The sequence below is a fragment of the Chryseobacterium sp. B21-037 genome (assembly GCF_028570785.1).
Lineage (GTDB): Bacteria > Bacteroidota > Bacteroidia > Flavobacteriales > Weeksellaceae > Chryseobacterium > Chryseobacterium proteolyticum.
The window spans coordinates 2,474,737-2,487,389 of record NZ_JALGCB010000001.1; the positions used below are offsets into that span (position 1 = coordinate 2,474,737).

The following is a 12,653-nucleotide window of genomic DNA, read 5'->3' on the forward strand; positions in this document are numbered from 1 at the left end:
ATTTTATAGAAGGCTGCTGTAAAAGCAGCTTTTTTATTTACAGTAAAATATGTGATATTCTCAGGGATCAAAACAATTACATTCTTAATCAAAGTTTAATCTTGTTTATCACTTTCAATATGTATTAATCCTTATTTTTGATAAATTTTACACACAAATATGTCAATACACTTTAATCCGAGGGATATTACCTGGCTGGCTTTTAATGAAAGGGTTTTACAGGAGGCAATGGACGAAAATGTTCCATTGCATTTAAGAATACGTTTTCTGGGAATTTTTTCCAATAATCTTGACGAATTTTTCAGAGTACGTGTTGCCGGATTAAAGCGAGCCATGGATTTTAAGGAGAAAGTAATTGCGGAGTCCTTCTACCAGCCACCTTCGAAAATTTTACAAAGGATCAATGAAATTGTGATCAGACAACAGCAAAATTTTGATAAAACCTGGAAAAAAATCCAGAATGAAATGGCTGATCAGAATATTTTCATCAAGAATGCTAAAAACTTAACCGTACTCCAGAAAGAATTTGTCAGAAAATATTTTGATGAAGTGGTAGAATCCAATGTCATTCCTATTCTTCTTCATGAAAATACATCAATGCCATACTTAAGAGATAAAAGTCTTTATCTGGGTGTTGCCATGAGAAAAAAAGACTGGCAATACCAGAGTAATTATGCTATCATCGAAATACCGTCACGCTTTGTAGGAAGGTTTGTTTTGCTCCCTACTGAAGATCCGAAGGAAAAAAATGTAATGTTACTGGAGGATGTGATCACTTTCAACCTTCCTCATATTTTTTCTTATTTTGGATATGACGAATTTGCTGCAAATGCATTTAAAGTAACTAAGGATGCTGAAATGGATCTTGATAATGACATCAAAACCAATTTTGCAGAAAAAATAGAAAAAGGGCTTAAGAACAGAAGAAAAGGAAAGCCTACAAGATTCGTTTTCGATAAAGATATGGATAAAGCTTTACTGGAATTATTAATCCGTAAGCTCAATCTCACTAAAAAAGACAGCATTATTCCCGGTGGAAAAATTCATAACTTTAAGCATTTCATGGATTTTCCGGATGTTTTTGAAGCTTATGCCAGACCTGTGGAAAGAACTTCTTTTAGCCATCAGGCTTTTGAACATGGCGAAAGGGTAACTGATGTGATCATGAAAAATGATGTGTTGCTCACTTTTCCATACCATAAATATAATCCGGTTATTGATCTTCTTCGTGAGGCGGCAATGGATCCTGATGTAAAATCAATACAGATTACAGCTTACAGACTGGCAAGCAGTTCGAAAATTATCAATGCATTGATCTATGCTGCACGAAATGGAAAAGAGGTTACGGTAATGCTCGAACTTCAGGCCCGGTTCGATGAGGAATCCAATCTTGAATGGAAAGAAATGCTGGAGCCGGAAGGTATTACCGTTTTAGTTGGAATTCCGGATAAAAAAGTTCATGCTAAGCTTTGTGTTATCAAGAAAAGAGCTCACAACAAAACCATTCAGTACGGATTTATCAGTACAGGGAATTTCAATGAAAAAACGGCCAGAATTTATGGAGATCATTTATTAATGACTGCAGACAGAGGAATTATGGCAGATATCAATAAAGTTTTCAACGTCCTTAAAAAACCTAAGGAAGATTACCTTGCTGTTCTGAAAACCTGTAAAAGTTTAATGGTCTGCCCACAATTCATGCGTGAAAAGATCGTCCATCATATCGATAAAGAGATCGAAGAAGCAAAAGCAGGGAGAAGAGCAGAAATTATTGTTAAAGCTAATTCGGTAAGTGACCGTGCTTTAATTACAAAACTATATGATGCGGCTTTAGCAGGAGTGGTTATAAAAACAATTGTGAGAGGAATTTATTGCGCTGTCAATCAAAAAGAATTTAAAGAAAAAATAAAAGGTATAAGTATTGTTGATGAATATCTGGAACATGCCAGGGTCATGTATTTTTATAACAAAGGGGCTGAAGACATGTATATTTCATCAGCAGACTGGATGACCAGAAACCTTGATTACAGAATTGAAGCGGCAGTAAAAATAACAGATAAAGAACTGAAAAAAGAGCTGAAGGACATCCTCGATATACAATTGAGAGATAATGTAAAGGCCAGGATTCTGGATAAAAAACTGAGTAACGAATATGTAAGAAATGACAAGCAGGAATGTCGTTCTCAAATTGAAACTTATAAATATTTAAAAGCTAAAACGAGTACAAAATGAAGATCGCAGCAATAGATATAGGAAGTAATGCAGCAAGACTTTTAATCAATGAAGTAAAAGATAACGGCAAACACCCGGAATTTATAAAGCTTAATCTTTTACGGATTCCTCTAAGACTGGGTATGGATGTCTTTACCCGTGGAGAAATAGGACCTGAAAGGGAAAAAATGGTGATCGATTCAATGAAAATTTTCAGTGACCTGATGAAAATTTATAAAGTGGAACACTACAGGGCATGTGCGACAAGTGCCATGCGCGATGCTGTAAATGGAAAAGATATCATTGAACAGGTTAGAAAAACTTCAGGCATCAACATTGAAATTATATCAGGAGATGAAGAAGCTACCCTGGTGTATGAAAATCATGTGGCCGAAGGTCTGGATAAAGACTTCGCCTATTTATATATCGATGTTGGCGGTGGTTCTACTGAGCTTACATTCTATGAAAATGACAAAATGGTGTATGAAAAATCTTTCAATATTGGAACCATCCGGTTACTCAACAATCTTGTTACTCCGGACAACTGGTATGAGATGAAGCAGGAGGTCAAGAAAAATATAATGAGCAAGAAACCGATTGTTGCTATCGGATCTGGAGGAAACATCAATAAAGTGTTTTCAATGAGTAAAACCAAAGACGGAAAACCAATGTCTTTAGCTCATCTTAAAAAGGTATATAAAGAATTTGATGAACTCAGCGTCGATGAAAGAATGACAAAACATAATCTGAGAGAAGACAGAGCTGATGTGCTGGCCCACGCATTAAAGATTTTCAATAGTGTAATGGCATGGGCAGATATCAACAGAATCTTTGTTCCGAAGATTTCCGTAGCGGACGGGCTCATCCATAATATCTACAGTAAGCTACAAGAAAAGAAATAAATGAATAGCACATTATAAAAATAAAAGTCATTTGCCACTACGCATCTGACTTTTTTATTTTTAAAACCAATTTTTATTAAATCTGCCTTCTTGGGCCGTCTTTTGGGGTAATTTAAAACAATCGGTCAAGGACACTGCACCCTTTTACAAGAATTTTCGCGATGTTCTTTTATTAAAATTTACTTAAAATATGGTTATGTTTGAAAATTTCATTATTCGGAAAACATGGGTAACCTCTTGGAAGAGAGCACATTTACCTTTTATTTTAAAGTTAATCAAACGCAAATGTTTAATTTTTTTTATAAAAGTTAATTTTTTTTAAAGTAAATTTAAGTGCGAAATCGTTATAAAAGTATAATCTTAGTAACATGAGTTCAAACCCAATTAAAATAATAATAACAGGTGCCACAGGAATGGTAGGAGAAGGCGTGCTGATGGAATGTCTTGAAAACCCCGGTATTTCAGAAATTTTAAGTGTCAGCAGGAAACCATCAGGAAAAAAGCATGCTAAATTAAAAGAGTATATCGTTCCAGATTTTCTAAGCATCACTGAAAATGATGAAAACCTGAAAGGTTATGATGCCTGTTTTTTCTGTGCAGGGATCAGCAGTGTGGGAATGAATGAAGAAGATTATACTAAAATAACATATGATACAACTCTCCATTTTGCAAATGCTGTTTTGAAGCAAAACCCCGGAATGGTTTTTAATTATGTTTCCGGAGCCCATACAGACAGCACAGAAAGTGGAAAGACAATGTGGGCAAGAGTAAAAGGAAGAACCGAAAATTCTTTAAAGAAGTTAGGATTCAGATCTGCCTATAACTTTCGTCCGGGATTTATGAAACCCGTAGAAGGTCAGGTTCATGTCAAATGGTTTTTCAAACCTATTATATGGCTTTTTCCTGTTTTACTCCCGTCTCAATCATTAACATTGCATGAAGTAGGAAGAGCTATGGTCAATGTAGTAAAAAAGGGGTACCCAACATCAGTTTTAGAAATTCGAGACATTAAAAAACTTGCGATATGAGAGAAATGTTAAAAAGAATTATCCTTGTTATTTTTATCCTACTGGTTTTGACAGCAATTTCAGGTTTTCTGTATACCCAGAAACATCCGCTTGAAAAAGCATCCAATGAAAAACAATGGATGCAAAAAGCCATTAATCAAAAGCAGGTTGGAAACTAATAAGCATAGACCCCTACATTATTATTAATCATTTGTTAAGATTGCATTAAAATATTTACAAGGTATAAAGTTCATTTTTGCATTAATCAAAATTTAAAGTAAAAATGACGAAAAACTATCTTTTTAGAGGCTTCCTGCCTATTGCTGTCCTGTTTCAAGGCGGTCTTTTCGGACAATCGTTGATCCATTACTGGAATTTCAATAACAATGCTTCTCAAGCCTCTATTACCACTCCGACATCCTCGCTGGTAAACGGTTCTTCACTTGCTGCTATTGCAGGGGGAACAAGTGTTATTGATTTTGCAGGAGGATCAGGTCAAAATTTCGACACCCATAATTTAAATGCCAGGAATAATGATCCTGCCGGAACCCATTTAAGGTTTAACAACCCTATTGGTGGTGGACTTCAATTTTCCCTGCCTACTACCGGATATAATAATGTAGTGGTAAAATTTACAACCAGAAGATCTGGTTCAGGGGCAGGAACACAAATCTGGTCATATTCCCTTGACGGAAATACTTTTACTACCTACCAGAGCGTTACTCCGGTGGATGACGTCCCTCAGTTAGTTACTTTTGATTTTTCAAATATTGCAGGAGTTTCCAACAACCCCAATTTTAAATTAAAAGTTGAATTTGCTACGGGATCGGGAGGAAATGCTGGAAATAATCGTTTTGATAATTTTACGGTAGATGCTGTAGCAAACGGTTCCACAGATACTACTCCACCTACAGTAACGTATCTTCCGGCTAATAATACCAATAATGCATCCACAACAATAAATCCGAGTATTTCGTTTAATGAAAATGTAAGACATATTAATAACGCTGCAATCACTGATACCAATGCACAAAATCTTGTTGAATTCAGGGTGGCAAATGCTTCAGGCGCACAGATACCGTTCACAACTACTTTCAGTAATAATACAATCACGATTATTCCTGGCACTCCCCTACTTCCTAATCAAACATATTATTTATCACTAAAACCCAATACCGTTGAAGATTTTAGTGATAATGCTATTACTTCAGCTACTTCTACTACTTTCACTACGGCAGGTACCACTATTTCACTCGATAAAAATTTCATCAAAGTAAACGAAAATGCAGGTAACCTAAGTTTCAAGATCAATATTAATAATCCTTCCGCCTCTACTGTAAATCTTGTTGTAAAGCCGACTCCTTTCAGTACAGCCAACAGCAGTGATTTTACATTAAATAATCAAACAATCACTATTACACCAACCACTACCAGCTATATTGTAAATATTCCGATTATTGATGATACACTCGAAGAACAGCAGGCAGAATATTTTGTAGTAAGCCTTGAAAACCCGGTAGGTGCAACTATTACAGGAGATAATTCAGCCACAATTTATATCGTAGATAATGATAAGGCCGCACCTGTTCCTTCAAATCAAATTCATTTGAACTATATTGGAAGCTTCGATCCTTCCGGAAACAACAACAGTTCGACAGAAATTGTTGTTCATGATCCTGCCACTCAAAGGTTGTTTACGATCAGTTCACTTACCGATGTTTTTGATATTATTGATTTCAGTACTCCAACGGCTCCTGTGGTTATCAAAACGGTAAATATGGCTTCTTATGGGGGAATCACTAGTATCGCGGTTAAAAACGGAATTATCGCAGCTTCTTCTCCAAATGTAAACCCACAACAAAACGGATCTGTCATCTTTTTTGACATTAACGGAAATTTCCTGAAACTAATTACTGTAGGTGCATTACCTGATATGATTACTTTTACTCCGGATGGAACAAAGGTTATTACAGCCAATGAAGGAGAACCTAATGACGCCTACACAGTTGATCCTGAAGGCTCAATCAGTATCATTGACATTTCCGGAGGAATAAACAATCTTACCCAAAGTCAGGTTACCACACTCAATTTCACCAATTTCAACACCCAGGAATCTTCTCTTTTTGCAACCGGATTAAGAAAAGTAAAGGCAACGAGTACGCTGGCCCAGGATCTGGAACCGGAATATATAACGGTAAGCTCAGACAGCCAAAAGGCATGGGTTACTCTTCAGGAAAACAATGGGATTGCTGAAGTAAATCTGGTAACGAAATCCATAACGAGTATTTGGGGATTAGGCAAAAAAGATATGAGTTTACCCGGAAACGGTTTTGATGCTTCGGATAATAACGGAGAGGTACTGATTGCCAATTGGCCGGTAAAAACATTTTATACTCCCGATGCTGTACAAAACTATAAAGCAGGTAATACCAATTATATCGTAACAGCTAATGAAGGTGATGAAAAAGACCTTTCCGGGTTCAGCGAAAGAACAACTGTAGGAGCCAATGGCTATCCTTTAGATGCTACAAATTTCCCTAATTCATCTATATTAAAAGCTTCTCACAACCTGGGAAGATTCAGGGTAACCAATGTAAATGGCAATACAGACGGAGATGCCGAATACGAAGAAATTAATGCAATGGGAGCACGTTCTTTTTCCATTTTCAATGCCGATACAAAACAGATTGTATATGATAGTGGAGATCAGTTTGAACGTTATATTGCATACAGCCATCCATTAATCTTTAACGCAGATAACGAAAGTAATGCAGTTAAAAGCAGGAGCCGTGCCAAAGGTCCGGAACCAGAAGGTGTTGCTTTAGGAACCATAAACTGCCAGACTTTTGCCTTCATCACGTTGGAAAGAACCGGTGGTGTAATGGTTTATAATATTACAGATCCAAATAATGTAACTTTTACGGATTACAAAAATTCGAGATCAACTTCAGCATATGGTGGTGATAACGGCCCCGAAGGAATTATTTACATAGCTCCACAAAATACAGCAACAGGCAAAGGCTATGTAGTTATTGCAAATGAAATCAGCGGAACTTTATCGATGTATGAAGTAGTAACACCTCCCACATTAGGAACGGGTGAGGTAAAAGCTGAGCAGGCCACATTTAATGTATTCCCTAATCCTGTGACAAAAGGAAATACTCTATATTTCAACCGCGCACAAGGTTATGAATTGTACGATATGTCAGGAAAACTTTTGAAAAAAGAGAAAAATTCTTTACTTATTGAAACTTCATCACTTGCTACAGGTGTGTACCTCATTAAAACTTCAGAGGGTATACTGAAACGGTTTATCGTAAAATAGAATATACATTAGATTGATAAAAAAGCTCAGGATTTTCCTGAGCTTTTTATATTAATGCATATCATCATAGATCCGAACAAGATCTACGACATTCTTAATTTTTAGCTTATCAAAAATTTTCTTTTTATAGGTACTGATCGTAGACATTTTAAGGTCGAGAATGTTGGCAATTTCTATATTCCCGTTTCCTTCAGCCAGAAGTTTAAATATCTGGAATTCCCTTTTAGAAAGCTTTTCTACAGTACGCCCATCTTTAGAGTGGGACAACAATTTATTAACCATCTTTGACGGGTAATAATACCCTTCTTCAAAGATCGCTGTAATGCCTCTCAATATTTCAGATTCTGAAGCACCCTTATTAAGAAACCCTTCCGCCCCTTCTTCAATATATTGAATGCCTACACTTTCATCATAAGTAGAAAAGATCATGATTTTAAGATCTTCCTGTTTTCCTTTTAATTCCTTTACCATTGTTTTCGAAGTGCTGTCAGGCATATCAATATCCAGAATCACCAGATCATATTGTTCTTTAGAAACTTTGTCCTTGGTCTCAATATAATTTTCAGCAAAATCTATTGTACAGGGATATTGAAGTTTCGATTCCAACAGCAGCGCAGTACCCGTTCTCACAATATAATGGTCATCCGCAATGAGTATTTTTTTCATAGTTCTTAGTTTTTGATCATAACTTCCAAAGGAAACCATGGATATGATTTTTTTGGAGTGCATTTCCTCGTCCGATTTTTAGCAAGATGCAATACAACATGTAGGCCGATACGATCTTTTTGAAAATAAATTTCTCCGTAATAAAGATCTTTCGCTGCATTTATACAGCGATTTATTATTTCTTTAGAAAATCCATACCCAAAATTGGCAATTTTGACGATTCCCCATGTGTTTTTAGACTTTTTCATAGTAAACCTTATTGTGATCATTTTTTATTTGTATTGTCAATTAGTGTAGAATCATATATTTGGAAATAATATGGGTTTTATAAGGTATACAAAACCTGATTTATCTTCTGAAATGCTTTGCCATCTTTTTTGTAAAACGATACTATTCGCTCCGAAACAAATTGAAGAGTTTTGTATATAAAACAGGGAAAGAAAAAACATAACAGAAGCAGCCCAAACCTCATATAGTGTTGTAAATAAATTTTTTACAAAAGTAACATTAATAAAACTCACAAAAACATAGAATTATTTCTATATGAATTTAATATTAATTCTAGTTTAATATACCCTATTGGACAAGTATAATCAATAAAAAAAGACAGGCTATAAAAACCTGTCTTTAAACATATTACATTATTTTAAATGAATAACTTATTAAAAATAATAATTCACTGGAAATTTTTAAATATATACAAATATGAATTCCTTTTTACGGCTTAGGAAAATCATCTTTTGAGCCATCATTTTCAAGAGTCATGTCATCAAAATTCTTTTTCTCTTTCTTCTCAATGATCTTAACAATTTCTTTTTGAACCTCCTCCGGCTTTCCTTTTAAATAGTCCGGTAAATTAAGTCCTGCCATATTGAACAAATCATTTAATGGCGGAACTGTTTTCATCATCCCTGAAACAAAATTAGCCGTAGAATTGTTTCCATCTTTCCCATTTCCACTATCCCATACAGTAACCTTATCAATCTTGATATTTTTAACTGCTTCCACCTGGGTTTTTACCAACTCAGGAAGTTTTTCCAATAGCAATAGCTGGAATGCACTGTTAGCATCACCCCCAGCAGCTTTAACCACCTGATCATATCCTTCAGCCTGCTTGGTAAGGATCTCATAAAGACCCTTCGCTTCAGCTTCCATCTTAGCAAATATGGCGTCTGCTTCTCCTTTTGCCTGCAATCTTATTTTTTCAGCTTCAGCCTCTGCATCGATAATCATTTTCTGTTTTGAAATCTCTGCGGGAACTACAATATTAGCCTGTTGTGTAGACCGTTCTCTTTCCGCTCTCGCAGCCTCTGCTTTCTGTTCAGCCACATAAGCCTCTTCCAGTGATTTCGCTGCTTGTACCTTTTCAGCAGCAGTAGCAATTCTTAATGCCTCCGCTTCTCTTTCCCTTCTTTCAGCATCGGAATTTGCGATGGTAATCTTTGCTTCATTTTCTCCTTTTACAGCAATAGAGTTAGCCAAAGATGTAGCAATACGTGCTTCTTTTGCAGCTTCTGCCTTACCGATAGCCTCATCTTTTCCTGCGGCCGCAATACTGATCTCTCTGTCTTTTTGAGTAATCGCTATCTTAACATCCCGGTCCCTCTGTGTCTCTGCAATCTGAGTATCTTTCTCGCGATCAGCAAGAGCTTTTCCTGTTTCACCGATCTTAGTCTGTTCCGCCACACTGATAATCGCTTCATTGATCGCTTTTGCAGCAGCTTCTTTTCCCAGAGCTTCAATATATCCGGATTCATCCCTGATATCCGTAACGTTTACATTGATTAGCTTCAGGCCTATTTTCTTTAATTCCGTATCAACATTTTTAGAAATATTATCCAGAAATTTATCCCTGTCCGAGTTAATTTCCTCAATGGTCATTGTAGCAATAACCAAACGCAATTGCCCGAATAAAATATCTTTTGAAAGCTCCTGAATCTGCTCGGGAGATAATCCTAGTAAACGCTCTGCTGCATTTCCCATTGAATCAGGATCTGTAGAAATGGCAATCGTAAAACGACAAGGAACATCCACACGGATATTCTGGCGCGAAAGCGCATTGGTAAGATTGGCTTCAATAGAAATTGGTTTCAGATCCAGATAAGCAAAATCCTGGATAACCGGCCATACAAAAGCTCCCCCTCCATGTATACACTTTGCAGAGCTTCCGCCTGTTTTACCGTAGATCACTAAAATTTTATCTGAAGGACATCTTTTGTATCGCGAAATAAGGGCTAAAAATGTGACAAATAGTACGACGACTATTACAACTGTTAAAATAAGGGTTCCGGGAATTTCCATATATCGTTTTATAATTTTAATTAAACTTTCGAAACAACAAGGATCTTGTCATAAATGTATATCACTCTTACAGAATGACTCGACGGAATGCTTTCTTCTGCTTCCGTCATCGCCTGAAGCTCGTGGTTTGTTCCTTTTAAGGAGATCTGTATCTTCCCCATTCCACTCATCTTTGGAGGAATCGTGATATACACCTCACCCGTTCTTCCGATAAGATCTTCTATTTTAAAGGTATTGTCTTCTGTTAATTTTAAAATCTGTAGAATAAGAATAAAGAAAAGGAAAAGAAAACCTGTTCCGATAAGAATAGCTACAAGAAACAACAGTGCTTTGCTTCCTATGGAATCATAAAAGGCCACTCCACCCCATCCGAATCCCAAAAGGAAATTAACCAGATTCCTGAAGGAAAACAGTTGGAAAGGACTGTCACCATGCGGTGCATCACCACTGAAATCTGTATGAACAGCCCCGGTGTGATCACCTCCGATAAAAGTAAGGATTGTCTGAATTAAAAATATTAAACTGGCACCCAAAGCTATATACCAAAAGCCTTGATTCAGAGGTTCTAAATTTTCTATAAATCCAAACATATCTATGTGTTTTAACAAATATAACAAAAACCACCATATGATTCGGAAAAGGACCATAATAAAAAAGACAGGCTATAAAAACCTGTCTTCGTTATCTTTACATCTTAATTGATGTTACTCTACGCTTATTACCTTTTCGATCTCCGGAGCGTGCTGCTTTATTGTATTTTCTACACCCAGTTTAAGTGTTGAAAAGTTCAAAGAACATCCGGAACAGTTTCCTAAAAGTTTTACATAAACCGAGTTATCTTTCACATCAATAAGCTCAATATCACCTCCGTCTTTATTCAAAAACGGACGGATACTTTCTAAAGCCTCCATTACTCTTGTTACAGTATCTTCGTGTGCTACGTTTGTTTCCATATTTTTCAGTTCAATTCGGTTTTTTTTCAAAATTTAATTTGAATATTATTTTTTTGCCTTTGGAGAGCATCCTGCCATAGTTGTGATCTTTACAGCTTCAGTAGGTGGAAGATTTTTATTCCTTTCTACAAGACTTTCTACCATATTACGTGCTGTTTCCGTATAAATATCTGCGATTTTGGAATTTTCCTGCAATGCTGCCGGCCTTCCCACATCTCCTGCCTCTCTTATACTCTGGATCAGAGGAATTTCTCCCAGTACCGGAATTCCAAGATCATCAGCTAAATATTGTGCTCCCTGGTTTCCAAAAATATAATATTTATTATCAGGTAATTCTTCAGGTGTAAAGTACGCCATATTTTCGATTAATCCAAGAACCGGAATATTAATACTTTCCATCTGGAACATGGCAATACCTTTTCTTACGTCTGCCAATGCAACATGTTGAGGTGTACTTACAATCACAGCTCCTGTAACAGGCACTTCCTGAATAATTGATAAGTGAATATCTCCTGTACCCGGAGGTAAGTCGATCAATAAAAAGTCCAACTCTCCCCAATTCGCATCTCTAATCATTTGGTTCAGAGCTTTAGAAGCCATTGGACCTCTCCAAACTACTGCCTGATTAGCTCCCGAGAAATATCCGATTGAAAGCATTTTCACACCATAGTTCTCTACAGGCTTCATTAGATTTTTTCCGTTAACCTCTACAGAAATCGGCTTTTGTCCTTCCGTATCAAACATGGTAGGGACAGATGGTCCGTAAATATCTGCATCCAATAGACCCACTTTAAAGCCCATTTTAGCTAAAGTAACTGCCATATTTGCAGCTACGGTAGATTTTCCAACGCCTCCTTTACCGGAAGCAATTGCGATAATATTCTGAATTCCCGGAATCTGCTTTCCTTTGATCTGGCTTTGCTGAATTTCACTTGGCTCAGGAGAAACTATTTTAAGCTTTAAATGGATATCTTCTCCAAACTCACTGGCAAAAGCCTGCTTCATTGCAGCCTCTAATTTTTTCTTTTCATGCATTGCCGGTGAATGCGCCGTCATATCTATATATACATCATTTCCTACAATCTGAAGATTATTAACTAAATCATCTACTTCTATTTCTTTAAGGAAATCTTGAACCTTTTCTTTCGTCAACATAAAATTGCTATAAATTGTTTACAAATTTACGGATTTTTTCTATAATTTAGAATGAATAAAATCTATAACTCAAGGTGATAAATCGCATCACTAAAAATATATCAATCAATTTTTCCGGTTTCCCTTTTCGGGA

11 protein-coding genes are annotated in these 12,653 nt (G+C 36.3%); 5 read left to right on the forward strand and 6 right to left on the reverse strand.

Annotation, left to right across the window (positions count from 1 at the left end):
- Positions 1-159: 159 nt before the first annotated feature.
- The 5 genes from ppk1 to MTQ00_RS10900 all read left to right on the forward strand — a co-directional run bounded on the left by ppk1 (position 160) and on the right by MTQ00_RS10900 (position 7,445).
- The gene (ppk1, locus tag MTQ00_RS10880) at positions 160-2,232 is read left to right on the forward strand and encodes a polyphosphate kinase 1 (RefSeq protein ID WP_172279887.1); all 2,073 of its coding nucleotides are present in this window, start codon (positions 160-162) and stop codon (positions 2,230-2,232) included.
- Complete coding sequence (locus MTQ00_RS10885; protein WP_172279889.1) at positions 2,229-3,113, forward strand: Ppx/GppA phosphatase family protein; 885 nt, start codon at positions 2,229-2,231, stop codon at positions 3,111-3,113. The genes ppk1 and MTQ00_RS10885 overlap by 4 nt, the downstream gene beginning before the upstream one ends.
- Positions 3,114-3,481: 368 nt before the next feature.
- A complete protein-coding gene (locus MTQ00_RS10890) occupies positions 3,482-4,141 on the forward strand; it encodes an NAD-dependent epimerase/dehydratase family protein (protein WP_273648983.1) in 660 nt (219 codons plus the stop codon).
- A complete protein-coding gene (locus tag MTQ00_RS10895) occupies positions 4,138-4,299 on the forward strand; it encodes a hypothetical protein (RefSeq protein ID WP_273648984.1) in 162 nt (53 codons plus the stop codon). Before MTQ00_RS10890 ends, MTQ00_RS10895 begins: the two co-directional genes overlap by 4 nt.
- A gap of 104 nt (positions 4,300-4,403) precedes the next feature.
- Positions 4,404-7,445 (forward strand): choice-of-anchor I family protein, encoded by a 3,042-nt coding sequence (locus MTQ00_RS10900; protein ID WP_273648986.1) that lies wholly within the window; start codon positions 4,404-4,406, stop codon positions 7,443-7,445.
- Between the two features lie 51 nt (positions 7,446-7,496).
- Here the strand turns inward: MTQ00_RS10900 and MTQ00_RS10905 are convergent, their stop codons facing one another.
- The 6 genes from MTQ00_RS10905 to MTQ00_RS10930 form a co-directional block, all read right to left on the reverse strand.
- Complete coding sequence (locus MTQ00_RS10905; RefSeq protein ID WP_172279897.1) at positions 7,497-8,111, reverse strand: response regulator transcription factor; 615 nt, start codon at positions 8,109-8,111, stop codon at positions 7,497-7,499.
- A gap of 5 nt (positions 8,112-8,116) precedes the next feature.
- Positions 8,117-8,359, reverse strand: coding sequence for a hypothetical protein (locus MTQ00_RS10910; RefSeq protein WP_273648988.1), 243 nt, complete (start codon positions 8,357-8,359; stop codon positions 8,117-8,119).
- A 469-nt stretch (positions 8,360-8,828) separates the two neighbouring features.
- Entirely contained in the window at positions 8,829-10,412 is a 1,584-nt protein-coding gene (locus MTQ00_RS10915) for a flotillin family protein (protein ID WP_273648989.1), read from the reverse strand.
- Positions 10,413-10,432: 20 nt separating this feature from the next.
- Positions 10,433-11,002 carry a serine protease gene (locus MTQ00_RS10920; RefSeq protein ID WP_273648991.1) on the reverse strand — a complete coding sequence of 190 codons (570 nt, stop codon included), beginning with the start codon at positions 11,000-11,002 and terminating at the stop codon, positions 10,433-10,435.
- 114 nt (positions 11,003-11,116) lie between these two features.
- A complete protein-coding gene (locus MTQ00_RS10925; RefSeq protein ID WP_172279905.1) occupies positions 11,117-11,365 on the reverse strand; it encodes a NifU family protein in 249 nt (82 codons plus the stop codon).
- 45 nt (positions 11,366-11,410) lie between these two features.
- Entirely contained in the window at positions 11,411-12,520 is a 1,110-nt protein-coding gene (locus MTQ00_RS10930; protein WP_172279907.1) for an Mrp/NBP35 family ATP-binding protein, read from the reverse strand.
- Positions 12,521-12,653 lie beyond the last annotated feature (133 nt).